20 protein-coding genes and 1 pseudogene are annotated in these 24,070 nt (G+C 68.7%); 9 read left to right on the top strand and 12 right to left on the bottom strand.

The window, feature by feature from the left end:
- Positions 1-5: 5 nt before the first annotated feature.
- The 7 genes and pseudogenes from IEZ01_RS27165 to IEZ01_RS27135 form a co-directional block, all read right to left on the bottom strand.
- Positions 6-506: a hypothetical protein gene (locus tag IEZ01_RS27165; RefSeq protein WP_028797717.1), complete on the bottom strand. Its 501-nt coding sequence runs from the start codon at positions 504-506 to the stop codon at positions 6-8.
- A 49-nt stretch (positions 507-555) separates the two neighbouring features.
- On the bottom strand, positions 556-801 hold the full coding sequence (locus IEZ01_RS27160; RefSeq protein ID WP_189204262.1) for a hypothetical protein: 246 nt from the start codon (positions 799-801) through the stop codon (positions 556-558).
- 205 nt (positions 802-1,006) lie between these two features.
- Positions 1,007-2,062 carry a hypothetical protein gene (locus IEZ01_RS27155; protein WP_189204260.1) on the bottom strand — a complete coding sequence of 352 codons (1,056 nt, stop codon included), beginning with the start codon at positions 2,060-2,062 and terminating at the stop codon, positions 1,007-1,009.
- Positions 2,063-2,104: 42 nt separating this feature from the next.
- Positions 2,105-2,475: pseudogene (locus IEZ01_RS27150) on the bottom strand (RRQRL motif-containing zinc-binding protein).
- Between the two features lie 10 nt (positions 2,476-2,485).
- Complete coding sequence (locus tag IEZ01_RS27145) at positions 2,486-2,815, bottom strand: hypothetical protein (protein WP_019887664.1); 330 nt, start codon at positions 2,813-2,815, stop codon at positions 2,486-2,488.
- Positions 2,812-3,105, bottom strand: a complete 294-nt coding sequence (locus IEZ01_RS27140) for a hypothetical protein (RefSeq protein WP_019887666.1) — start codon at positions 3,103-3,105, stop codon at positions 2,812-2,814. Before IEZ01_RS27140 ends, IEZ01_RS27145 begins: the two co-directional genes overlap by 4 nt.
- Before the next feature lie 587 nt (positions 3,106-3,692).
- The gene (locus IEZ01_RS27135; protein ID WP_019887668.1) at positions 3,693-4,469 is read right to left on the bottom strand and encodes a GntR family transcriptional regulator; all 777 of its coding nucleotides are present in this window, start codon (positions 4,467-4,469) and stop codon (positions 3,693-3,695) included.
- Between the two features lie 58 nt (positions 4,470-4,527).
- Between IEZ01_RS27135 and IEZ01_RS27130 the strand changes: the two genes are divergently transcribed.
- A complete protein-coding gene (locus IEZ01_RS27130) occupies positions 4,528-4,956 on the top strand; it encodes an NUDIX hydrolase (protein WP_062725446.1) in 429 nt (142 codons plus the stop codon).
- Between the two features lie 381 nt (positions 4,957-5,337).
- On the opposite strand, the gene IEZ01_RS27125 is transcribed toward IEZ01_RS27130, so the two are convergent.
- Together IEZ01_RS27125 and IEZ01_RS36275 are read right to left on the bottom strand one after the other, a co-directional pair.
- Positions 5,338-6,093, bottom strand: a complete 756-nt coding sequence (locus tag IEZ01_RS27125) for an HNH endonuclease (protein WP_189204258.1) — start codon at positions 6,091-6,093, stop codon at positions 5,338-5,340.
- Entirely contained in the window at positions 6,090-7,433 is a 1,344-nt protein-coding gene (locus tag IEZ01_RS36275; protein WP_506417167.1) for an AAA family ATPase, read from the bottom strand. The genes IEZ01_RS27125 and IEZ01_RS36275 overlap by 4 nt, the downstream gene beginning before the upstream one ends.
- A gap of 250 nt (positions 7,434-7,683) precedes the next feature.
- On the opposite strand from IEZ01_RS36275, the gene IEZ01_RS27115 reads away from it, so the two are divergent.
- Genes IEZ01_RS27115 through IEZ01_RS27105 form a run of 3 tightly spaced genes read left to right on the top strand, consistent with a single transcriptional unit; the run spans position 7,684 to position 13,821 of the window.
- Positions 7,684-10,635 (top strand): DEAD/DEAH box helicase family protein, encoded by a 2,952-nt coding sequence (locus IEZ01_RS27115; protein ID WP_229833248.1) that lies wholly within the window; start codon positions 7,684-7,686, stop codon positions 10,633-10,635.
- A 13-nt stretch (positions 10,636-10,648) separates the two neighbouring features.
- On the top strand, positions 10,649-12,244 hold the full coding sequence (locus tag IEZ01_RS27110) for a restriction endonuclease subunit S (RefSeq protein WP_229833247.1): 1,596 nt from the start codon (positions 10,649-10,651) through the stop codon (positions 12,242-12,244).
- Positions 12,241-13,821 carry a class I SAM-dependent DNA methyltransferase gene (locus tag IEZ01_RS27105; RefSeq protein WP_189204244.1) on the top strand — a complete coding sequence of 527 codons (1,581 nt, stop codon included), beginning with the start codon at positions 12,241-12,243 and terminating at the stop codon, positions 13,819-13,821. Before IEZ01_RS27110 ends, IEZ01_RS27105 begins: the two co-directional genes overlap by 4 nt.
- 58 nt (positions 13,822-13,879) lie before the next feature.
- On the opposite strand, the gene IEZ01_RS27100 is transcribed toward IEZ01_RS27105, so the two are convergent.
- From IEZ01_RS27100 to IEZ01_RS27090, 3 genes are all read right to left on the bottom strand, one after another.
- Positions 13,880-15,646: a tyrosine-type recombinase/integrase gene (locus tag IEZ01_RS27100; protein WP_189204242.1), complete on the bottom strand. Its 1,767-nt coding sequence runs from the start codon at positions 15,644-15,646 to the stop codon at positions 13,880-13,882.
- Complete coding sequence (locus IEZ01_RS27095; RefSeq protein WP_189204240.1) at positions 15,643-15,939, bottom strand: helix-turn-helix domain-containing protein; 297 nt, start codon at positions 15,937-15,939, stop codon at positions 15,643-15,645. Before IEZ01_RS27095 ends, IEZ01_RS27100 begins: the two co-directional genes overlap by 4 nt.
- A gap of 165 nt (positions 15,940-16,104) precedes the next feature.
- Positions 16,105-16,644, bottom strand: coding sequence for a helix-turn-helix transcriptional regulator (locus IEZ01_RS27090; protein WP_189204238.1), 540 nt, complete (start codon positions 16,642-16,644; stop codon positions 16,105-16,107).
- Between the two features lie 281 nt (positions 16,645-16,925).
- Between IEZ01_RS27090 and IEZ01_RS27085 the strand changes: the two genes are divergently transcribed.
- The 5 genes from IEZ01_RS27085 (at position 16,926) to IEZ01_RS27065 (ending at position 23,677) form a co-directional block, all read left to right on the top strand.
- On the top strand, positions 16,926-18,446 hold the full coding sequence (locus tag IEZ01_RS27085; RefSeq protein ID WP_189204236.1) for a DnaB-like helicase N-terminal domain-containing protein: 1,521 nt from the start codon (positions 16,926-16,928) through the stop codon (positions 18,444-18,446).
- Positions 18,447-18,697: 251 nt separating this feature from the next.
- Entirely contained in the window at positions 18,698-20,080 is a 1,383-nt protein-coding gene (locus tag IEZ01_RS27080) for a hypothetical protein (RefSeq protein WP_189204327.1), read from the top strand.
- A gap of 219 nt (positions 20,081-20,299) precedes the next feature.
- Positions 20,300-20,860 (top strand): MobC family plasmid mobilization relaxosome protein, encoded by a 561-nt coding sequence (locus IEZ01_RS27075; RefSeq protein ID WP_189204234.1) that lies wholly within the window; start codon positions 20,300-20,302, stop codon positions 20,858-20,860.
- The gene (locus IEZ01_RS27070; protein ID WP_189204232.1) at positions 20,857-22,557 is read left to right on the top strand and encodes a relaxase/mobilization nuclease domain-containing protein; all 1,701 of its coding nucleotides are present in this window, start codon (positions 20,857-20,859) and stop codon (positions 22,555-22,557) included. Before IEZ01_RS27075 ends, IEZ01_RS27070 begins: the two co-directional genes overlap by 4 nt.
- Positions 22,558-22,885: 328 nt before the next feature.
- Complete coding sequence (locus IEZ01_RS27065; protein WP_189204230.1) at positions 22,886-23,677, top strand: ParB N-terminal domain-containing protein; 792 nt, start codon at positions 22,886-22,888, stop codon at positions 23,675-23,677.
- The last annotated feature ends 393 nt before the right edge of the window (positions 23,678-24,070 follow it).

Here is a 24,070-nt window from a genome sequence, read left to right as displayed (position 1 = left end):
TGAGGTCAGCGGGTGTGACGGACGATGAGCCACGCGGTCTGAGCGATCAGCCACGTCAGGAGCCAGACCAGCGGCAGCGGACCGGCCCACGGGCCGAACCCGGCCGCCAGCGCCGCCCACGCGAACGCGAGCGTGGCGAACACGGCCAGGCAGGTGCGCCAGGCCAGCGTGGAACCCCTCGCCCGGCGCGAACGCTGCACGACGGCGAACCACACCGCCGGCGCCACGGCCACGGGCGCGAGCACCAGGCCGGACCACCAGGCGATGGTGTGCAGCAGCGTGGTCACACCCAGGGCCAGCAGCGCGAAGCCGGTCGGGGCGAGCGCCTGGCGGACGCTCCACAGCCCGCGGCCCAGGAAGCCGAGCGCTTCACGGGTCAGGGACGGCCGTTCGGGGACGACGACCACGAACGGCTGCGCGCCGCGGCGTCCGCGCTGGCGCGGGATGTGGACGGTGTGGACGCCCGCGGCCGTCTTCACCTTGCGGGTACGAGTACGGCTGGACACAGCGAAACTCCCAGGTGAGAGAGGATGATTGACGAAGAGCGCGGGACGTTCACGCGGTGGGGCGGGGCAGCGCGCGGCACTTCTCGGCGTGCTCCTGCGCCCACTTCTTGACGGTGTGCTCGTAGCAGCTGTAGTTGCCCCACGAGGTGCCGCAGCCCCGGCAGCGTCCGGCGGTCCGGAGGTCTTCGGTGGTCACGTCCACGGTGACGTTCGCGTCCTGCAGCAGTTCGGCGGCGTAGGTGGCGTAGCGGGCGATGACACCCTCGGGCCACAAGGCCGGAGCCTGGAACGACACGGCGAATCTCCTTGAACGAAAAGGGGTGGATGAGGGCTGTGCGGATCGAAGCGCGTCGGGTCTGCGCGCCGGGTCTGCGAAGGTGCCGCTCGCCGGGGCTCACCGGGTCTGCTTCACTGGTGCGGTCGACTGCTTCCGGCAGTCGCAACGACGGCCAGCCCAATACCCGTGGGCTGGCCGTCATTGATGTGTGCCGGACGTGCGGTCAGGCTTCGGATTCCTCGTGGGACATCAGCGATCCCCACGCCTTGCGCACCCGCTGTTCCCCGCCCACGAACCCGCCCTCACGGAACGCGGCGACGGCCTGGCGGTAGGACAGCGGCGGGTCGTCGCTGTAACGCAGGTGCCGCAGGACGACCACGAGCTGAGCATCCGACAGCGGCTCACCCGCGACCGGCGCGGGCACGCCCGCCACGGCCGCGATCTCCTCCAGCGTCACGGGGGGTGTGACGCCGTCCGTCACGGGCGTGACGCCCTGCGCCGGAACGGTGTCGAACACGTCCGTGACCTGCGTGTCTTCCTCCGTCACGGGGGGTGTGACGCCCTCCTCGTCCACGCCCTCGATCGCCGGCGGCTCGGGGGCAGCCGTCACGCCCGGGGCGGGGGCCGTGACGGGCAGGGCGAACATGCCCGCAAGCGCGGCGTCCGCGCCGGCCGTCATCCGCTCGCGCTGCACGCCGACCAGGTGCGCCCCGAGCAGAGCGTCACCCGTACCGACCTTCTTGGCGAGCTTCCACGACTCCAGCTCCGAGCCCTTGCGCGCCTTCTGGTCGGGGTGGTTCGCGGCGCGGGCCCGGTGGTAGGCGAGGCGCTGCATGACCGCGGCGTTGCGGCGCTGGGCTTCGGCGTCCACCCCGGTGCGATAGACGACGATGCGGCGGGCCAGCAGGCCCATGCCCTCCGCGGACACGCACATGGCCATCGGGGTGACGGCGAACACCACCGCCTCCGTCACGGACTTGGCGACCGCGGCGCCGGTCAGGGAGGCCACCGCGGGCAGCGTCCACAGCCCGACCCGCACGGCCGCCGGGGCCGACTGACCCAGCATGGTCAGGCCCACCAGGACCAGCGCGAGCACGAGCGTGGCGCCCTCACCCGCGGCGACCACACCGAGCGCGGTGGCCGACCGGTGGAACACCGATGTGATGTTGCTGTAGGTGCCGACCGCGCCCAAGCCGCCGAAGGCGACCATGGGCACCGCGGCGGCACCGAGGATCCATGCCTGGCCCCTGCTCAGGGACCGTTCCGGGGGATGCTTCACTGCTCTCTCCTTGTCGGAAGGTGTCCGCCCATCCAGGGGTGGTCAGGCGGCTTTCTGGTCGTCGGGGAAGGCGCACAGCACGCACATGCCGAGCGATGTCGGCAGGCAGTAGCTGTAGGTGACCCCGCACTGCGGGCAGGTGCACCGCGCGAGCATCGCCAGCGCCAGCGCCCCCCACTTGCGCGACGTCATCGGGCGGACCGGCTTGGCCAGGTCGATGCGGTCGAGGTAGCTGACCCGCACGCCCCCGGCCCGCCGGTTGACTCGCATGACCTGCGCCGCGATCGGCTGCCCGCCCGGCCGTAAGCCGCTCGCGCGGAGCTGGCGGCGGGTGGCCAGGCCGTCCGGGGCCAGGCGCAGGGGTAGGTGGGGACGCCGTAGCGGGCGCCGGTCGGGTCGAAGCACTTGCCCACGCGGCCGACATCAGGCCCACTTCCGCGAGCGCACGTAGTCGGGAACGCGCGCGTAGGCCACCAACTCCAGCTCAGCGCCCGCGTACTCGACGGACGCCTTCAGGACGCGGGTTCGACCGTCGCTCTGCGTGCTGTGCTTCACGGCGTCCGGGGCGATCCCCAGGGCATCGCGCCACGTCTCGAACTCGGCCAGGTCGTCGTGGAGCGAGAGCTCCAGCCGGTTGGGGAAGATGCCGGACAGATGCACGGCCGGTGCCGGCAGGTGCCCGAAGTCCGTGGCCAGCAGGCGCAGCACGCGCAGCGGCACGGCCAGGCCGTCCAGCGTCAGACCGTCGCTCATGCCGCAACCCCCCGGCGCACCGGACGGCGGCGGGCGGGGCGGGCCAGCGGGACCACGTTGAACAGGTCCGGGTGGTCCTCGACCACCCGAGCGGCCAAGCGGATCAGTTCGTCCGGGAGCTCCCGGTACTCGGGGTCGGCGAGGATGTCCCGCGCCGCGTCCAGACGGGCCGCGCGCTCCTCGTCACTCTCGCCCTCCACCCCGAGCCACAGCTCAACCGGGGTGCCCAGCGCCAGTTCCGCGAACTCCGCGTCGGTGACGGCCTGATGACCAGCAACGATCAACTTCATGGGGTCTCTCCTCACAGTGGAACGGCCCGAACGCGTCCCGGAGGTGCCTCAACGGGGACGTAAGCCGTGGAAAGAACCCGCACCGCGGTGCGGGCGGGGACACTCGAAAGCCCTCATCAAACGGGCAGGGCACCGACCAGACGCCGGCGCCCTGCCCGCATGACGAGTGACGGGAAAGCCCGTCACTGTCGTCTCGCGGCTCCCGTATGCGCCTTGCTCCGCCTCCCTTGGACGGCGCGCGGTCACCGCGTCACTCAGTCGTCACTCGCTGAGTCGATCTCCCTGGAATGGCTACCTGTCATGGACCGGGTGCAGCCCAATCACCAGGATCCCCGCCGATCCGGTCCCTGGGTCTACGCCCGAGGGTCAGACCAACGGCTTAGCCGATGACACCGATCGATCCGTGAAGACGACGGACTTTTACGTCTCCCCTGCCGCTCGGACCGCGTGTAAGCAGGCACGACGGACTCCTGCACTCCTGCACTCATGTGTAGGAGTGACATGTAAGAGAGTGCCCAACTCATGTACATGAGTCAACCCGCCGCGCGAAATTGCTGCGACGGGCCGGAGCTCAGGAGTCGGGTTGTTCAGTCGCCAGCAGGGATCCGGTACTCCAAAACGAACTGGTCAGCGGCCATGAAGGTGTCGCAGACCTCGACCACGCGGCCCGCCTCAGATTCCGCATTCCGGGTCAGGTGGATGATGGGTGAGCCGGGGCTCAGGCTCAGGGCAGCGACCTCCTGTTTGGTGGCCAGACGGACGCGGACGGTCTCTGAGAGCTCCCGCAGCCTGTGCCCATGCTCTTCCAGCCGGGCGTAGATGCCGCCGCCACCGGGGTTCTCCTCGAACAGTTCCGGGATGTCCTTCGCGATGTCCCACGGGAGGTAGGACGTGGCTTCCTCGGTCGGAGTGCCGTCACTGAAGTAGAGACGGCGCCGCGCCAGCACCTTTGCCCCGACCGGAACCGACAGCCTCTCCGCGATCTCTTCCGGAGCGTCGACCGGCCCGACGTACAGGACGCTCACGCTGGGCGTACTGCCCGCTTGCTCCGCCTCAGCCAGGTACGCGGCCTTGCCCGCGGTGCGATGCGACCGGCGGAACCGGTCCGAGGACTTCCGGCGCACAGGGGGCCGCCGCTTCACGTACGACCCCTTGCCGTGACGCGTCTCGATGAGCCCCGTGGCGCGCAGTTCGGCGAATGCCTTGCGAACCGTGCCCTGAGAAGCGGCGTACTTCTTCATGAGGTCAGATTCACTGGGTACCTGATCCCCCGGGGCAAGGATCTTCTCCTTGATCTGCTGGACCAGGTCGTCAGCGATCTGTAGGTACTTTGGTTTTCCCGAGTCTCTGGAAGACGTGGGCATGTCCTACTGTTCCTCCTAAGCTCCTGTACATAAGCAACGCTACCCGGAGGGTGCGTCAATGCCGCTTCACTCGGTCTCGGTCGCTGGCGTGGTTGTGCGCGATGACGGCCGCGTGCTCGCGATCCGACGCGCGGACAACGGCACGTGGGAGCCCCCTGGGGGAGTCCTCGAACTGGACGAACGCCCCGAGGACGGCGCGGTGCGGGAGGTGCTGGAAGAGACGGGCATCCGCGTCTCAGTCGAGCGCCTGACCGGCGTCTACAAGAACATGAGCCGGGGCATCGTGGCTCTCGTCTTCCGGTGCCGGCCGGTCGACGGTGTGGAGCGCACGTCGAATGAGTCGACGGCCGTGGAGTGGCTGACTCCCGATGAAGTCGAGAAGTGGATGGGTGAGGTCTACGCCGTGCGCGTGCTGGACGCCCTGGGCTCCACGGTCACGCCCCACGTGCGCGCCCATGACGGGCGCCACCTGCTCGAATCCGCCTGAGCCGTGCCGCTCGTTGTCCTGGTCTTTGTCCAGTGCGCGGACGGCCACCCCCGTTCACTGGCGTACGCGCACCCCGTCTGACCTGCCGCGCGAACCCCCGTGAACGCCCCCGTACGGCCGCGCGGACAGTTGGAAAGCGTGTTGGGGGCAACCCCTCACGAGTTCGAATCTCGTATCCTCCGCCAGTGCCTCACCGGGCACGATGTCGAAGGGCCCCACCGTTCGCGGTGGGGCCCTTCGACGTGCGTGGTCTCAGTTTTGGTCTCAGTTGCCGTTCGCCCCTGGTCTGCGGGCCCTGCGCCCGCTCGATGCGGCGTGGCTCATGGGGCACACGCTCAGGAACAGAGACGCCACCACCCGCCGCCACCCGTGTGCGCTCCCTCACAGAAGGAGGAGCGCACGCAGCTCCTCGTCTCTCAGCAGGGCGAGGACGTGAGGGTCCGTATCCACGAAGATGGCGCCGGCGTTTTCGGAGACGGCCTTGTGCAAGGCGGCGTAGCAGACATCGGCGAAAGGCTGGTCGCGCATGCGCCAGAGGTGGAAGCGCATGTCGTCCGGTCGGCCCTCGTCCCGCGCACGTGCCCACCCCTTGAGGTCGCCGCCCAAGCTCCGCCAGGCACCCTCCCGGGCCCTTGGGCGCTTACCCTCATTGAGCCCGCACACGTCGATCGTCCACTGGCCTTTCTTCGAACCCTCGACTGCGCGGTAGAGGCCACTCTCCAGCTGTAGATCAAGATGCTCGATGGGGTCGTCGCGCGTCGGATCCACAAGGAGGGAGCCGACAAGCCCATCGCTCCTGTGCTGATCTCTCTTGAACCGAGAGTTACAGGTGGAGCAGGCGAGCAGAAGGTTCGGCCAGTAGAACGTCCGGAGCGCGCACCGAGACTTGGGAACGAAGTGGTCGACCGTGTCTGCCATGTGGTTGCCGCAGTACATGCAACAGTCCAGGCCCGGGGCCATGGTCTCAAGCTCGTCTTTCACCGGCCGGTAGACGTCCCGGCGTACGGTTCTCCGGTCCCACATCCGGTCGGCGTGCTCGATACGTTCGGCTATCGGAGTGCCCGCGAGTTCCTGGGTCAGCCTCACGAGGGAGGATTCCAGTTCGGAGGACAGGCGCTGCCGTACGAGTTTGATCACGTACTGCTGGCCCCCCGTCTCCTTGCCCCCAGATCGAGCTCGTCCAAGCGAGTGGACTGCGAGCTGGCCAGCTTCCTGCGCAGTTCACGGAACCTCTGCATCGTTGCGGCGTCGGCCCGCCCCGTCGCAACCTCGTACTCCAGGTCTGCCAGTTCCTCTCTCATCTCCTCAGCTCGGCGGGAGAACGGCGATTCCAGCCCGAAGAAGTCCGACAGGACCGCATCATCACCGGTCCCGTAGACGACCCTGCCGTAGAGCTCGTCGTCCACTACCTCGGGCGGGACCTGCTCATTCGGCCCGGGGAGCCTGATCAGTCCGCCCGGGTCGGCGGCTTGGCAGATGTAGGGGCTGTGCGTGGAGACGATGAACTGCACGGCGGGGAAGTGGGCCTTGAACCACTCGCCGATGCGCTGCTGCCAGGAGACGTGGAGGTGGGCGTCGACCTCGTCGATGAGGACGATGCCGGGGTGGGGCAGGTACGGACGATCGCCATCTCGGCGGAGGTCCAGGGTTCCGTAAGCGGCGTGCATCTGCCGTACGACGTCCAGGACGAGGGCGGCGACGGTCCGTAGGCCGTCGCTCATGCGCCGGAGCGCGATCAGCTGTCCGTCTCCGTCGGTACGCCGCAGCCACAGTCCGCGCGAGGTGACCTCCTCGACACGGAAGCCGCCAGGCAGCAATTCGTCGTTCAGCAGTGCGAGGACCGTTTCGATCAGCTGGTCCGCCCCGGTCTCGCCTTCGAGCTGGCGCAGACGGACGGAGACCAGCCAGTCGACCGACTCGGTGAGAGCCGACTCCTCCTCGAAGAGAGTGCGCATGGCCTCGGCGCGGTCGCGGTTCTGCGCGTTGCGTTCGAACACCCCAGTGCCGGCGAGCCTCCGGAAGGGACCATACGCGGCATGGAACCAGCCCGACGGGGGCGAGGGCGACCACAATAGGCGGGAGTCCTTAGCACCTGCCCTCACGCTGAAGGTCACCCTGGTCGGTGGCTGATCGTGCGGTGTAAGGGGCTCCCGGTCAGGAGCCCACTTCATGCCGAGCGTTAGAGGTGCTGCTGTGGCCCCGAGGTCGGACTCAACATCGGGGCGGAGGGAAAGTTCGGCAGAGCCCCGGGACTGGCCGTGCGACAGATAGTCCTCGGCTTCGTTGTCCAGCTGATGGGCGCGCTGTCGGCCTGCCAGCACTAGGGCGATGGTCCGCAGCAGGGTCGTCTTGCCCGAGCCGTTGCGTCCCGCAAGTACGGTCCAACCGGCAAGGCGTCCGTCCGGGCGCGTGAAGTCGAGGTCGCAGGCGCGGGCGCCGTGGAACCCACGTACGCCGTCGAGCCGGAGCCTCGTCACATACACCGGGCCGCCCTTTCGCTGGTTTCCCCGTTCCGCCCGGGCCGCCTGGCCCGCCGCAATCTATCGCTCACTGTACGGACGCGCACTGACGGTGACGCGGCGCGGTCTGTGGCTGAATCCGGGCAGTCGCCTTCCAGGAGGGGGCGCACGCACCGTACGCGCGTTGCGTCGGCTGATGTAATAGGCGGGGCTTGGGCGGAGTCGAGATGCATCACCAGCATGGAGCGACGAACGACGGGGAGGGGCCGTGAGCGCTGCGAGCATGGAGGCGGACCACAGGGCCGAAAGTGTTTTGCGTCAGGCCGGTTGGCGCGTGTGTACCCCGCACGAGCGCGATATCCGGCCGGACGCGACCGCTGTCCGCACCGACCACCCGGACAGACCTGAGCTCCTGCTCTACCTCCTCTACGTCGACCGGGAGCTCAGTGGGCTCGTCGTGGCGGGCAAGGACGCCGACGACCCGCACGAGCTGCTTGCAGATGCCGACCGACTCGCCGGTCCACTGTTCGAGCAGCACCCCAAGCGCACGTGGCAGGGGCGTCCCCTTCCCTTCCGATACGCGACCAACGGCCACGTCTGGCGCTTCCGCAATGCCCTCGATGCCGAACACCTCGACGGCACAGCTTCCCGCGTCGCGCCCGAGGGCGGGGCCCGTAGTCGCTACGTCTACGCTCCGGCCCGGCCGGCCACCGTCGCCCGCTGGAAGCGAGAAGCCGGACGCAATCCCGAGGCCCCGACGCTACGGGCCCGGCTGCGGCTGCTGCCCGCCGCCCAGCTCGATCCGCAGCGGCAGCTGTACGACGCTCAGCGCCGTTCCATCGAGGGCTTGGAGCGGTCGCTTGCAGCGGATCGGCCGCGCGCTCTCATCCAGATGGCGACCGGATCCGGCAAGACGTACACCGTGGTCCAGGCGAGCCACCGCCTGCTCAAGCACGCCCGCGCCCACCGGGTGCTGTTCCTCGTTGACCGCACCAACCTGGGTGACCAGGCATTCGGGGAGTACCACGACTTCGTTCCGGCGGGCTCGGAGATGCCGCTGCACGAAGAGTTCCCGCTCAAGCATCTGTCGGGCAGCAACGCTGGCCTCGCCGACTCAGACAAGATCGTTATCACCACGATCCAGCGGCTGTGGTGCAAGCTGACCGGCCGGAAGCAGCCCGAGCCGGGCAGCGAGGAGGCGAAGAAGTTCGAGGCCAGCGGCACCGCGGGCCTCGGCTCGGCCCTTCCCCAGGTGCGTTACTCAGCCGAGCTTCCGCCCGACTACTTCGACTTCATCGTCATCGACGAGTGTCACCGCTCGATCTACGGCAGCTGGCTGCCCGTACTGGAGTACTTCGACGCGCACATCGTGGGCTTGACCGCGACCCCGATCGGGCCGACGTTCGCCTTCTTCCAGGACAACTTGGTCAGCCAGTACACCTACGAAGAGGCCATCGCCGACGAGGTAAACGTCGACTACGACGTCTACCGGATCTCGACTCGGATCACCCGCGAAGGCTCCAAAATCCCGGCCGCCACCGAGGCTGTCATGCCCGACGGCACGATCGAGCGGGTGAACACTGTCCTCGCCCATGTGGACCGCATGACTCGCGCCCAGCATTGGCGGCAACAGGAGGAAGACGACGAGTACAAGCCGTTCGAGCTCAACGCGCGGGTGGAGTCCCCCAGCCAGATCCGGACGATCATCGAGACCTTCAGGGACCGGCTGTTCACCGAGATCTTCCCGCCGGAAATCGATCCCGAGACCGGGGAGATTCTCCACACACGGGCCCAGGTGCCAAAGACGCTGATCTTCGCCGCCACCAACAGGCACGCAGACGCGATCGTGGAGGAGGTGCGCCGGGTCTGGAACAAGGGCGACGACTCGTTCTGCATGAAGATCAACAGTGAGACGCCCCGGCCGGCCAAGGCCATCAGCGACTTCCGCAACAAGCCCGAGATCCGGATCGCCGTCACCGTTGACATGATTGCCACCGGTACGGACATCCCCGCTCTGGAGTGCCTTGTCTTCATGCGGGACACCAGGACCTGGTCGTACTTCGAGCAGATGAAGGGCCGCGGAGCGCGGACTATCAGTCCCGAGGACCTCAGAAAGGTCACCGAGGACGCACTTTGCAAGGACCGCTTCGTCATCGTCGACACGGTGGGCGTGACCGAGCACGCCATGGTCGACGCACGGCCGCTCGTGCGGGACGGGGAACCGGAGATGCCGAGTCTGGAGCGGTTGCTCAAGGCGTGCTCCGAGGGGCGTCCGCTGTCCGTGGACGATGCCGCCACACTGGCCGGCCGCCTGAGCCGCCTCGGGCAGCGCCTGGACGAAGAGCAGCTCACCAAGATCGAGGGCAGCGCGGGCGGCCGAAAGTTGACCGAGCTGGTGACCGACCTGGTCCTGGCGACCGACCCAGACCGTTTGGCGGGGCAGCGGGTGCGGGCAGCGGTGGCGGACGGCGATATAGCGCTCAGGGAAGCCAACGGCGTGGGCGACGCTGTGCTGGCCGAGTCGCTGCGTCCCTTCGTGGAACGCGAGGCGCTGCGCGAGGCTCTCCTGGAGGCCGCGAGGGCACGTCGCTGGATCAAGATCGACCACCTCAGTCGCGACGGCGGCGTGATCGCCGAGGGCGTGACAGACCTCATGCGCGCCGAGCGAACGATCAAGGACTGGCGTGCGTACATGCAGGACCGGCGGGAACGGTTCACCGACCTCCGGATCGCGTTCGACGAACGACGGCCGCTGGGTGAGGTCCGGACACGCATCGAGGAGGTCCTGAGCCTGGTCACCCCGCCGCAACAGCGCTGGACCGACAAGCAGCTGTGGAAGGCGTACGTTGACCTGGGCATCGCCCGCGAACGACGACGCCGGGGCGCAGGTTTGCCCGAGCTGCTGTCGGTGCTGCGGTTCGAGCTAGGACTTGACGGAAACGAGTTCCGGCCATATCGGGATACCGTGGAGCTTCGCTTCCAAGAGTGGCTCGCACGTCAGGAGACGGCGGGCCTGACGTTCACGGACGAACAGCAGGAGTGGCTGCGGCGCATTGTGGGCGTGGTCGCCACATCGGCGACCGTATCGCTGGAAGCGTTGGACCAGCATGCGCTGTGCCGGGCAGAGGGCGGCTGGAGCAGGTTCAGAGAGGTGTTCGAGGGCGATCCGCGAACACCGGACGAGCTGATCGACGAGTTGGATCGGGAACTGGGTGCGTGAGGGACGCGTGAGCGTGGAGATCGGCGAGGCGGGCACGCAAGCCCCAAGTAAAGCCGACAGGGCTGAGCTTCCAGGGGGATGGGCTTGGGCTACCGTCGAAGATCTCCTCGTAGGGTCCGACGCGGGTAAGTCGTTCAAGTGCGAGCCTCGTCCTGCCAGTCCCGACGAGTGGGGCATCGTAAAAGTCAGCGCCATGACGTGGGGCGAGTTTCGTCCCGGCGAGAACAAGGCCCTGCTCGACGAAACACTCGTAAACGATGCCTACGAGATCCGCGCCGGCGACGTCTTGGTGAGCCGCGCCAACACCGTCGAGCACGTAGGAGCTCCAGTGCTCGTCGAGGAAGTGCGGCCCCGCTTGCTGCTAAGCGATAAGAGCCTCCGCTTCCAGCCGGGCTCCGGTATCGACCGGAAGTGGTTCATCTATTGGCTCAGATCTCCGACTGTGCGCAAGGCGGTCGCTGCGAAGGCAACCGGCACCTCGGACTCGATGAGGAACATTTCCCAGTCGGACCTCAAGGCCATCCCCCTCCCTGTCCCACCCCCTTCGGAACAACGCCGCATCGCCAATGCCCTCGAGGAACGAATCGTGCGGCTGGAGGCGACCGAGCTGAAATTGAGGACCGCGGAGCGGCGGCTGGAGCAGCTCCGCGACTTCATCATGAGCGCTGCGGCGACAGGCGTCCTTGCGTGGGACGCCGATCCAAAGCACGCTCCTATCACCACCTCCCCGGCGGTCAAAGACGGGACGCTGCCCCCACTCGCCACCGGGTGGCGCTGGGCCCGGCTCCAAGACATCGCCGATGTCGTCGGTGGCGTCACCAAGGACTCGAAAAGCGAGCATGATCCAGCGTTGACCGAAGTGTCTTACCTGCGCGTGGCCAACGCCCAGCGTGCCCAGTTGAAGCTGTCGCAGGTAACCAAAATGCGCGTTGCGCCGAAGACGCTCGCAAAGCTCCGCCTCCACAACGGCGACCTTCTGATGACCGAGGGTGGCGACAGGGACAAGCTCGGACGTGGCTGGATCTGGGAAGACCAGATCCAGGATTGCATCCACCAAAACCATTTGTTCCGCGCTCGGATCCAGGAGAGGGCCACCCACCCCAAGCTCCTTGGGTGGTACGTGAATTCAGCGGCCCGCTCGTGGTTCGAGGCCAACGCCAAGCAGAGTGTGAACCTGGCCTCCATCAGCATCTCCAAGGTCAAGCTGCTCCCGGTCCCCGTGCCCCCGGCCGATGAGCAGGAGCAGGCGGACTTCGTCGAACTCGGCGAGCGAGTCCTCGCGCGCTTGGACCGTCTTGCGACCGCTTGCGAGAAGGGCCTCGCGCACACAGCCGCCCTCCGCCGCGCCCTCCTTACCGAGGCTTTTGCCGGCCGTCTCGTCGACCAAGACCCCGAGGATGAATCCGCCGAGGACCTCCTCAAGCGGATCCGCGCCGAACGCGAGGCGGCCGAGGCCGAGCGGAAGGCCGCTCGGCGCGCAGCCACACAAACCAAGCGGAAGAGCCGCGCCAAGCCTCATGTGCCTGCCTCTTCGGACGCGCCACCTGCCTCTGACACCCCCCTCCCCGAGGGCGAACAGGGCACCCTGCCCATGGAGTTCACCGCGTGAAGCTGGAAGCCCGCCGTCTCGTCGACCGGCTCTGGAACTACTGCAACGTCCTGCGCGACGACGGCGTCTCAAGCCTCGAATACCTGGAACAGCTCAGCTTCCTGGTGTTTCTCAAGATGGCCGCCGAGATCGAGGAGGCCGACAAGGACCTCCCGGAAGACAGGCGACGCCGTGTCCTGCCCAACCCTGAGGACGTGCCCGACCCGGAGAAGCAACACGTTCGCGGCTGGGCGGACCTGCTCGACCTCACAGGCAGCGCCCTGGAAGAGGGGTACACCCAGCTGCTCACCGACCTCGGTAAGCAGGACAAGGGCCAGAACACCACCCTCGGCCTGATCTTCCACCGGGCCCGCAACCGCCTCCAGAACCCGGCCAACCTCCGTCGCCTCATCGTCGACCTGATTGACAAGGAGCGGTGGCTTGGTGCCAGCAAGGACATCAAGGGCGATGCCTACGAGGCGCTGATCGCCCGCAGCGCCGAAGACACCAAAGCTGGCGCTGGGCAGTACTTCACACCGCGTGTTCTCATCGAGTCGATCGTGCGGTGCATGCGGCCAGCCCCGGAAGACATCATCACCGACCCTGCCTGCGGTACCGGCGGCTTCCTGCTCGCCGCGCACGACTACATCGTGCGTGAGCACGGCAAGGACATGTCCACGGAGGAGTCCGCCCGTTTCGACGACGGCGCGATCTGGGGCACCGAGCTCGTCCCGGCAACAGCTCGCCTCGCGGCGATGAACCTGCTGCTCCACAAGATCGGCCGCCCGGACGGCAAACCCCTTATCCACGTGGAGGACGCCCTCGCCAAGCCTCCCTCCAAGCGCGCCTCGTTGGTTCTCGCCAACCCGCCCTTCGGTAAGAAGTCGTCGATCGTGATCACTAACGTCGACGGTTCGGTCAGCCGCGAAGACACCTCCTACCACCGCAAAGACTTCTGGGAAACCACCACCAACAAGCAGTTCAACTTCGTCCAGCACATCGCGAACCTGCTCACGGACAACGGCCGTGCCGCCGTAATCCTCCCGGATAACGTCCTCTTCGAAGGTGGCCGAGGGACGAGCATCCGCCGCGAGCTGCTCAAGCGCTACAACTTCCACACCATGCTGCGCCTGCCCGCCGGCATCTTCTACGCGGGCGGGGTGAAGGCGAACGTCCTGTTCTTCGATGCCGCCCCGCCCCGTCGCAGCGATGACGAGCCCCCGCACACGCAGCAGCTGTGGGTGTACGACCTGAGGACCGGCAACCGCTTCACACTGAAGCAGAACCCGCTGCTGCCCGGACATCTGGAGGACTTCGAAAAGCGGGTCTTCGGAGTCGGCGAATGCGAGGAGACCGCCGAGGCGATCGCCCGCCGGATGCCCGAGGGCCGCCTGCAGGTCTTCGACGGTGCCGAGCTCGCCTCCACGAAGGACGTCAATCTCGACATCGGCCTGATCGAACCGGACGATGAGGACGCGGCGGAGGCGAAGTCCCTGACGGAGCTGACCCTCGCACTGTCCGCTGACCTACGCGGTGCGTTGCTCGAACTTGAGCAGCTCGCAGCAGACTTGGACGTGGAGCTGTCGCCGCCAGCGTGACGGCCGCGGAGACGAGCCCTGTCCAAGACTGGTCAGGGCTCGGCTGCACGCTTTCTCGCTACCACTCGTCGGTGTCGCCGTACTTCCCCGGGTTACGAGCACGGTCCACAGCCTGTGCGCAAGCCTCGGCGAAGGCAGCCTCGACGGCAGCCTTGTCTGTACCTCGCACCTGGGCTTCGACCTCCTGGCCCGTGCCGGGTCGTCGGGCCGTGCGCCAGGCCGAGGCGCGGTCGGTGTAGCGGTCGGTCTCGAAGTCCCAGGCCGGCACCGACCACTGCCCAGGGACGCCAGTCTCCGCACGCTCGCCACCTGGGAGGAACAGGGCCCGGGCATGGAAGACCACGGTCCGTTCCGGTACGCGGTCGCGGATGGCGCTCGCGCCGGCGGGGCCCTGGTGTTCCCAGCGCCAGCGGTCCCATTCCGCGACCTCGGCGGTGTGGTCGGGCCAGTCCTCGCTCCACCGTGTGACGACCTCGTCGGCGTGCTCGCGGTGGAGGAAGGGCACGCGCCGCTCGCCGAGGCGGGCGACGTGGACCATCAGCTCGGCGGGTACTGGACTCTGGCCAACATCCGGCGCAGTGCTTCCCTCGGCCTGCTCCGTGCCCCACAGGAGGCCGCCGACCTTGGCGGCGGTGTCCTTGAGGACGCGGCTGGTCAGGTGCTGGTAGCGGCGGCGCATCCGGGCGGACTTGCCGGGCTCCCAGCCCATGATGGAGTCGACGACCGCGTCGGAGACACCGAGGATGAGCAGGACGGTCGCCGCGGTGTGGCGGGCGTCGTGAAGGCGGGCGTCGCGGACGCCCGCCGCCTTGAGGAGCTCCTTCCACTTGTGGTAGTCGGTGTTCGGGTTCAGGGGCTCGCCGGTGGGCGAGGTGAACACGTACCCCTTCTCCGTCCACAGGTCACGAGCCCGGGCTCGCTCGCGGGCCTGCTCCTCCTTGTGCTGGCGCAGGAGCTGGAGGAGTTCGTCCGGGGCGCGGATGGGGCGCTGGCCGGCGCGGGACTTGGCGTTCTTCGTCTCGCGCCGAGTGTTGATCTTCTGGGGACAGAAGCCGGGCTTGCGACCGCAGCGGTCTCCGCAGCCGTGCTTGTAGCGGGGCCGCAGCCGGCCACGGCGTACGCGGATGACTCCGAGCTCGAAGTCGACGTCGTCCCATTGCATGCCGAGGACCTCTCCCTGGCGCAGGCCGAGGGCGAGCGCGATGACCCAGCGGGCGGTGTTGCGGTGCTTGGCGGCCTCGGCGAGCAGGTGCTGGACCTCTTCGACCGTGTACGGCTCGACCTCCTCCTCTTCGACCTTGGGGGCCTTGGCGATGGAGGCCGGGTTCGCGGTGAGGTGCTGGCGGCGCACGGCCTCGTTCAGCGCCGTGCGGATTGTGCGGTGGGCTTGGTGGGCGGTGCCGGCGGCGCTGCCGTTGTCCTGCATCTTCTTGTAGAAGCGCTCCAGGTGCTCGGGGTCAAGTTTCTCCAGGCGGTGAGAGCCCAGGCCGGGGATGAGGTGGTGGTTCACGGCGACGCGGTAGCCGTCGATCGTGTTCTCCGAGACGTGCGCGGCGGCGATGTTTTCGACCCAGTGGGTGAGCCACGTCTTCACGGTCCACGACTGACCGGCCTTGCGGACGGCGCCCTTGTCGCGCTGCCGTTCCAGCTCGCGTACGAGCTTGGTGACCTCGGCGCGGGTCTTACGGCCGACGTGGCGCCGGTCAGGCGTGCCGTCATCCTTGACCCCGACGGTGACACGGCCGTGCCATCGGCCGTCCTTGCCGAGATAGATCGACGAGGCGCCGTTGGGCTGGCGGGGCTTCGGTGCAGAGGCTCGCGTCACGCGGCGGCCCCGAAGTCGGTCGCCGACAGACGGCGGGCCAGGAAGTCGTTCACCGCCTCCGATGGGATGCGGCGCAAGCTGCCGATCTTGACCGAGGCGATCTCGCCAGAGGAGACGTACTCGTACAGCTTGGTGCGGCCGACGCCTATCCTGCGGGCGGCCTCGGCGACGGTCAGCGCGACCAGGGTCGTGTCGCCAGCGGATCGCCGCTCGGCCATCAGGGTGCGCAGGGCGTCTTCGGGGACGTCCAGGAGCTGGGCTATCTGGGAAATGGGCAGGGCGGGCTGCGGCAAGGGGTGCTCCTCCCGCCGGCATCGCGGCGTCGCGGGAGCGGCAACTCCCGTCGGCCTGGCCGGTGGCGTCGTTCAGGGATGGATGGATGGGTGATCGTCGGCGACGAGAGTCGCCGCGCGTGGGGTTCTCGGCGTTCGTAGCGCCGTGAGAGGGGCAACGGCCGGCTATTCGCCGGTGGGTGGCTGCTCCTGGTTTCGCAGGTGCGCCCGGGATGGGTGCATGCTCCTCTGCAAGGCCCGTTCTTCGAGCCGGAGGAGTTCGTCGACCTGTCCTCTCTGCTCGGGTCCCTTGTCCCCGTAGGCGTTGAGTTCCATGTCGATCTCGTGGAGGTGCATCTGGTTCCGGTCGATCGCCGCTCGCAGTTGGCGGTACTCCCGCGTCATCTGGACGTACTCCTTGGCGAGCTGGCGAATGCGGGGCGTGGCCAGTTCTCCTGGCGGTCCGGTCAGGTCCTGCATGGTGAGGTCGAAGACCTTGCAGAAGCCGAGCGCCTCGTCGAGGTTGACCCTGCGACGGGGTTTGCCGCTCTCGATGCGCCAGATCGCCGACTGGTTGATCGGATGGCCGGCAGCAGCCATCTCCTCGGCGAGCTTCACCGTGCTCCAACCGCGGACCTCGCGCTCCAGCTTGATGCGCGCGGCCACGTGATCCTCCGGAACCGGACGACTGGGGCCGGCGCGCTCCGCACCTTCCTCACCGCTCATGCGCACCTCCCTTCACGCGACAACCGGGTCCACTGGGGCCAGCGTCCACAACTAAACATCATTGCGGAGTGAAATGCAAGGCGTTGCGCTGCCGAAAATCTCGGCTATGGTCGTAGTCCGCCGTACAGCGGTGGACGGATCCGCACACGCAAGCGGCCCCGGTGCTACGAACACCGGGGCCGAAGTAGAGGCTCCACCGCACAACCATCCATCCCTGAACGATCGAAACCGGCATCGGCCGGGGTTGCCGCCCCGTAATGGCCTGCCGGGTGAGGAGCTCTATGCCTCAGGGTACGACCCTGCCGTCCCAGACGCCATCCCACTTCGGCGACGGCCCCACGCCAACGGAGCCTCCGTTCAACGTGGACGCCGAGTGCGCGGTCCTCGGCGCCTGCATGCACAAAGCCGACGTCATCGACGCGGTGCGGCCCATCCTGGGCGACGACGCCTTCTACCGGCCCGCCCACGAGACCATCTGGCGGGCGCTCCTCGCCCAGCACCGTGAGGACAAGCCGACCGACCCGATCGTCCTCACCGAGCTGCTCCAGCAGCAGGGCGACCTGCAGCGGGTCGGTGGTCACGCCTACGTGTTCCAGCTCGCGGACGCGCCCTACGGCACCGGCAGCGCGGCTCACCACGCGGAGATCGTCCGCGCGAAGGCCGACCTACGCCGCCTGATGACCTCCGCCGTACGGACCCTCCAGCAGGCCCAGGAACCCGGCGCTGATCCCGAGGCGATCCGCAGCGAGGTCGAAGCGGAAGTACGCGCCGAACGCGAGCGCGCACTCGCCTCGGGACAGGGACGGCTGTCCCGCTTCGCCACCAACGGATGGTCGTTCGTCAAAGAGAGCGGCGCGGACACCGAGCCCCTGTGGGGCACCCGTGAGAAGACCGTCTGGGCCTCCGGCGAGAGCCTGATGATCGTCGGCGCTCCAGGCGTCGGCAAGACGACCCTGGCCCATCAGGTGATCTTCGCCCGCATCGGCCTGCAGGAGACCGTCCTGGAGATGCCCGTCGCCCCCAGCAGGCGCGTGCTCTACCTGGCGATGGACCGGCCGAAGCAGATCGCCAAGGCCATGGCCCGCCGCGTCTTCCCCACCGACGAGAAGATCCTGCGCGAGCGGCTCGTGGTCTGGGAGGGCCCGCTGCCCGCCACTCTCGACAAGGAGCCCGACCTCCTGGCCGACCTCGCCGCCGCCCACCAGGCTGACACCATCGTGATCGACAGCCTCAAGGACGCGGTCAGCACGATGGTCGACGACAGCCTCGCGGTCGCCTTCCACAACGCCCGCATGCGCGCCATTCGCAACGGCGTGGAGATCACGGAGCTGCACCACCAGCGCAAGGCCACCGCCGACGCGCCGCGCGGCCAGCGCCCCAGCCTGGACCAGGTCTATGGCTCGACCTGGTTCACCTCCGGCGCGGGCAGCGTCCTGTTCGTCACCGGCCGGGCAGGCGACCCCGCCGTCACCCTGCACCACCTCAAGACCTCCACCGGTGAAGTCGGCCCCCTGGACGTCACGCACGACCACGTGCGCGGCACCACCACCGTCGACCCCACCAAGGACCCCGCCGTCCTGCTGCGCAACGCCCCCAACGGGCTGACTGCACGCGACCTGGCGACCATCCTCATCGGCGGCGGCGACCCTGAACGAGCTGACATCGAAAAGGCGCGACGCCACCTCGGTCGCCTCGTCGACAGCGGCCTGGCCACCAAGGCCGACGGCATCGCCGGAGGGGCCGGAGGCGGCCAGCAGGCCCGCTACTACGCCTCCGCCCGCCACCTCACTGCCGTCGGCTGAGCACCGCACCGACCCTCTGAAAGCGTTCACGCGACCGTACACGCGGCCCCTGCGCCAGCACACCGCCGTGAACCGCTCACAGCGCACACGCTCACCGCAAAGCCGCAGGTAGAGCGATCACGCGACCGCCCACGCCGTACACGCACCGAAGCGATCACGCGCGGGGCCCCCTTTAGAAGGGGGCCCGCGTGTACGCCCCCTCCGTGAACGCCGTGATCGTCTCCTCAACCTCCCTCGGAGTAGCCCCGTACATGCCGACCGCGATTCCCGACACACTCGCCACCGCTTCACTCCCGTACGCCGATAGTCCGCTCCTGCCCGTGACCGTGCTGGCCGTCGCCGCCAGCGCACTGCTCGCGGGCCTGAGGGCCCGACGCAGCGGACGCAGCCGACGCAGCACCCACGATCAGATGCGGCGTCCCTCGGCCGCCGTCGTCGCTGCGACCCTGGCAGCGCTGGTGTGCACCGCCTACAGCGCGGACACGAGCTGGCGGTTCGCCGCCCACTACCTCGACATGCGCAACACCGCCGAGCGCACCGCGATGTTCGCCGCCGCCGAACTCTCCCTGTTCGCATTGGCGCTGATGGCCCGCCAAAACCTGCACGGGCCGAGGCAGACAGCCGGCCTGCCCGGAACCTTGGTTTGGGTGATCACCGCCATGCAGACCATCCCCGCCTACGCCGAGTCCGGCCCGGTCGGCGGCACTGTGCGCGCCTTCGCCGGCCCGGTGCTGGCAGCCGTGCTGTGGCACCTGGCCATGGGCATCGAGCTGCGCCAGCGGACACCCGACGCCGCGTCCCACGGGCTCGTCGCTGTCCTCACACGGCAGGCCCGCGAGCGACTGCTCGCCCGCCTGGGGATCGTCGAGCAGGACCAGGGCGCCGCCGAGATCATCCGCGACCGGGCCACACAGCGGGCCGTCGCCCTGGCTGCCCGCCTCGCCGAGATGGCGCCCGAGGAGCGAACCGAACGGGCGGGCCGACGCACCGTGCGCCGTCTGTCCAAGGCCCTCGCCCGCTCCGGCATCGACGCCGACCCGCTCCGCAACGAGCAGCTGCTGCGCCAGCTCGCTACCCGCCGCCAAGCAGCCGCCCTGGCCACCATCGACCTGCCCGGGCGCTGGACCACTCCCGCCGGGCAGCCCTTCAGCCCGCCCGCAGCGCAGCCCGACCACTCCCGGGCGGACGCCGACGAGCGAGCAGAAGGGGATGGGCGGGCAGAAGACCGACCCCGCCCGCACCTGTCAGATCCGGACGACGAGGAACCCCGCCCGGGCGCCCGCCCGCGATCCGCCCGCCCGAACCCCACCGCCCGCTCCGGCCCGGAAACGACAGCCCGGCCGGAAGGGGCAGCCCGCCTGCAAGAGGCGTCTCCGCCGCCCACGGGCAGCGGCTCTGGAACCGCACCGGTCAAGCGCGCTACGTCGAAGCCGAAGCGGCCGGGCAACAAGCCCCGCGCTACCGACGAGATTCTTCGCAACTACGCCCACCGACTCCACGACGAACATGGCCGCCTGTCCCGCGACCTCCTGGAGCAGGCCGTACGCGACGACGGATACAGCGTCGCCAGCGACCACGCCGGCGTCATCGTCCGCGCCGTCAAGGCCGAACTGAGCACCTCCCACGACGGCTGACGACCACCTCGCCCATCCTCCCGCCCCCTCCCGGAGATCCCGATCGTGACGCACGACCCCCACCGCACCAATCACAACCCCGGCATAGTGCCATCGCTGGCGAAGTCGCCTACGCTGCTGGGACGTTTGCAGCGGGCGTTCGGACGGGCGGCCCCTGGCGGAGCCAGTAGTACCCCGAGTCCGACTCAAGGCCGGTCTTCGGGGATCTCCGCCCCGGGGGTGGCGGAGACGGCCCGACGCCAGGGGGCGCCGGACCGGGAGGTCGGGACCGAGGGCGGCCCCGACCCGGACGAGCTCCACGCCGTCCAGCAGCAGATCCTCCGCCCCACACCCGCCACCGAGCCGACGGCCAGCGAGCGAGCGGTGCAGAGCGTCCAGCCGGCGATCCGCCGTTTCACCGGCACCAAGCGGACCGTACGCGTCGGCCCGCTGCGCTTCACCGGCGACGAGCACGCTGGCCTCCAGGAGGCCGCCGCCGAGCACGGCTACAAGGGGGAATCCGGCTTCGCCGCGGACATCGTCCTCGCCTTCATCACTGGTCAGTTCACGGCGAACCTGCCTTTGTCCGAGGACCGCCGTCGCACCCACATGTTCCGCGCCCAGGTGCTGCGCGAGCTCAACCGGATCGGCGTCAACGTCAACCAGATCGCCCGCGCGCTGAACAGCGACCTGACCCCGTCCGACATCCGCCACCGTCTCGACGAGCTCCTCCGCCTGCTGGAGCTGATCGCCGAGGCCCTGCGCGAACCGACCGAATCCAGGAAGGACCTGGCCGCGTGATCGCCGCCATCAAACCGGCCGGGTCCAACACCCGTGGCCTGCTCGCCTACCTCTACGGCCCCGGCCGCCACGACGAGCACGCCGACCCGCACATCGTCGCCGGCTTCGCCATGCTCGGCATGCCCGACCCCGGCCGCGACCCCGATGCCACCCTCACCCAGCTCGCCCGCTACCTCGACGAGCCTGTCCATCTTCGGAACAGCGAGTTCGGCAAGAAGGTCACCGACTACGTCTGGCACTGCCCCGTCCGCACCGCCCCCGAAGACCGCCGCCTCTCCGACGCCGAGTGGGCCGACATCGCCCAGCGCATCGTCGAAGCCGCCGGCATCACCCCGCCCGGTGACGACCTGGCCTGCCGGTGGATCGCCGTACGCCACGCGGACGACCACATCCACATCCTCGCCACGACCGTCCGAGAGGACGGCCGCCGCCCCAAGCTCCACGACAGCGGCATCCGCGTCGGCGACGCCTGCCGCCAGATCGAGAAGGACTACGGCCTGCGCCGCCTGAAGAAGGGCGACCGCACCGGCACCCGCGCCCCCACCCAGGCCGAGATGCACAAGGCCCAGCGCCTCGGCTGGGAGCAGACCAGCCGCGCATGGCTCCAGGACCGCATCCGCGCCGCCATCCCCCACTCCCGCAGCGCCGAGGAACTCCTCGCCTACCTTGAAGCCGACGGCATCGCGATCAAGGCCCGACGCGGCCCCTCCGGAGACCTCCTCGGCTACGCGGCTGGCCGCCCCGGCGACCTCAACAAGGACGGCGAACAGATCTTCCACCCCGGCGGAAAGATCGCCCCCGACCTCACCCTCCCCAAACTCCAGGCCCGCCTCGAAGCCGGCCAGCCCGAGGAACACCCCACCGCCCGCCGCAACCGCCCGACCACCGCCTGGCACCGGGCCACCGAATCCCTCGACAGCTTCCGCACCGACCTCGCCGACGACACCCACGCCCAGGCACACATCACCGCCCTCGGCGAACTCCTCGAAGCCACCGCCCAGAAAGCCCCCACCCACCTCCGCGCCGAACTCCAGGCCGCTTCCAAGACGTTCGCACGCGCCCAGCGCTCCCAGATCCGTGCGGAAGACCGCGCCGCCCACACCATCCGGAACGCGGCCCGCGACATCGTGTACACCGCCACCGGCCCCGACGGCAGCGCCCTCGCCGCCCTCATCGCCGCCCTCCTGTGGGCCGGGATCATCGCCAACCGCTGGCACAAGGCCAAGGGCCACTCCCACCAAGCCGACGCCGCCCGCCAAGCACTCCACCACCTACAGGCAGCCGCCGACCACGCCCTCACCCCCACGCTCGTCGTACTCGAACAGCGTCAACCGAAGGAAGAATCCCACCGCATCCTCGCCCACGACGTCCGCGCCGCCATCCCCGACCAAGCCGACCGAATCCTCACCGACTCCAGCTGGCCGGCCCTCGCCGCCCTGCTGACCGACGCGGAGGCCCGAGGCCACCAACCCCACCAGCTTCTGAAGGAGGCCGCAGCTCAGCGCGAACTGGCCACAGCCCGCCAGCCCGCCCGCGTCCTGATCACCCGCCTCCAGCACACCAGCCGCAACCCAAGCTCCAACCTCCGCGCCGAAGCCGCTCGCCTCCGCACCACGACGGCGGTGACCGTTCAGCAGGCCGCCGCCGCACAGCCGCCAGCAGCACCCGGAGGCCGACCCAACCGCCCGCGACGCTGACAACCCCTGAAATCTCGCCAGGACACCCGCGCTCCACCCCAGCAGGACACGTCAGCCCTCGCAGCACAGCTCGGCTGTGCTCATGTTGCCGACCGCCACCGTGGCCGTTCTCCGGGCCAAGGCGCACAGGCGGATCCGGACGCGATCGCCGTGAGAGGGCCGACACACATAGCCGACGATCCCCGGTTAGCCAAACCGGGGATTCCCCAGACCATTTGAATGCCCGGGCCCCGCGCCCAACCCCACCAAGCCGCACAGCACCGCACGGCGCTGTCGGCACACCCACACCACAAGGAGCACCACCCTGAAGTTCCATCCCACCGCTGCCATGTTCCCGCCGCTCACCGACGAGGAGCTCCACGAGCTAACCGAGTCGGTCAGGACCCACGGCCTGCGTCACCCGATCGTCCTCGGCCCCGATGGAATCCTCCTCGACGGCCGCCACCGACTCGCCGTCTGCAAGGCTCTGGGGGTCGAACCCCGCTTCACCACCTACGAAGGCGATGATCCCGACGGATTCGCCCTGTCCGTCAACATCCGCCAGCGCAAACTGACCACGGGACAGGCCGCGATGATCGCTACCAAGGCCCAAGCCGGCACCAAGACGAACGAGCACTTCTCCCGCGAGGAGGCGATGCGTTCCCTCAGTGAGAGGACCGGTGTCCCCACGGCCCGACTGGAGCTGGCCGACATGGTCATGCGACACGAGCCCGAGCTCGTTGAGCCGGTCATCACGCGTACTGTCGGTCTGGACAAGGCCCACACGATCGCACTCACCAACAAGGCCCGGGCACAAGCCAGCCAGGAGCACCTGGCCCGCCTGCGCGTCGAGGCACCTGACCTCGCAGACCTGGTCATCATGGGCGAACTCACCGCGCTTCAGGCATGGAACAAGCACCGGGATCGCATCAAGGAAGACGCGCGGCAGCGCAGGGTCGCGACCTATCTCCTGTGCGATGTCGTGACGTCTCTGGCACAGGCGCGGGGCACCAGAACCTTCGCCAGGTACGACCCCCAGTTCCAGGCTCCGGGCCGCCCCGTCACCCGCGAGACCATCGCCCACGCGATGACCGCGCTCACCGAAATGGACGCCGTATGGCGGGAGCGTAACCTCCCCTGAGCCCTACCCGTGAGACCCGGCAACGCAAGATCATTCGGAAGGTGGGCCAAGTCCGCCCCCCATCTCACCGGGTCCTTCGAGATGGCCAGCACCTCCGGAGTCACGTCCTCAGCCCGTGGCTCCGTAGCCCGACTTGATCTCATGACGCCCTCTGGGGGCCAGCGCCGAAACGCCCTGGCCCCCAGAGGCTTTGCGCCTACCGACGCAACTCGCCCTCGATGAATCGACCAACCAACGGCCGCGGAACTCGGAGCTCGCCGAACAGAGCCCAGTACGCGCTAAGCCTCCGGAGTTCCGTCCGCCGAGATGCGGCGGAAGGGGTCTGTCAATCGAACGGTGTAACGAGGGTGGTTGGGGTTACTGACGGGCTGCGGAGAGACGGCCGTCGAAGGT

This window comes from Streptomyces purpureus (assembly GCF_014648195.1).
GTDB lineage: Bacteria > Actinomycetota > Actinomycetes > Streptomycetales > Streptomycetaceae > Streptomyces > Streptomyces purpureus.
Note: the sequence above shows the minus strand (reverse complement) of the source record. Positions and strands in the feature narration are given on the sequence as shown.

Bases quoted from the DNA above. Each gene is read 5' to 3' on its own strand.
- IEZ01_RS27145 (WP_019887664.1), bottom strand. From the start codon at position 2,815: ATGAGCGACGGTCTGACGCTGGACGGCCTGGCCGTGCCGCTGCGCGTG.
- IEZ01_RS27140 (WP_019887666.1), bottom strand. From the start codon at position 3,105: ATGAAGTTGATCGTTGCTGGTCATCAGGCCGTCACCGACGCGGAGTTC.
- IEZ01_RS27135 (WP_019887668.1), bottom strand. From the start codon at position 4,469: ATGCCCACGTCTTCCAGAGACTCGGGAAAACCAAAGTACCTACAGATC.
- IEZ01_RS27130 (WP_062725446.1), top strand. From the start codon at position 4,528: ATGCCGCTTCACTCGGTCTCGGTCGCTGGCGTGGTTGTGCGCGATGAC.
- IEZ01_RS27090 (WP_189204238.1), bottom strand. From the start codon at position 16,644: ATGAGCGGTGAGGAAGGTGCGGAGCGCGCCGGCCCCAGTCGTCCGGTT.
- IEZ01_RS27085 (WP_189204236.1), top strand. From the start codon at position 16,926: ATGCCTCAGGGTACGACCCTGCCGTCCCAGACGCCATCCCACTTCGGC.
- IEZ01_RS27080 (WP_189204327.1), top strand. From the start codon at position 18,698: ATGCCGACCGCGATTCCCGACACACTCGCCACCGCTTCACTCCCGTAC.
- IEZ01_RS27065 (WP_189204230.1), top strand. From the start codon at position 22,886: ATGTTCCCGCCGCTCACCGACGAGGAGCTCCACGAGCTAACCGAGTCG.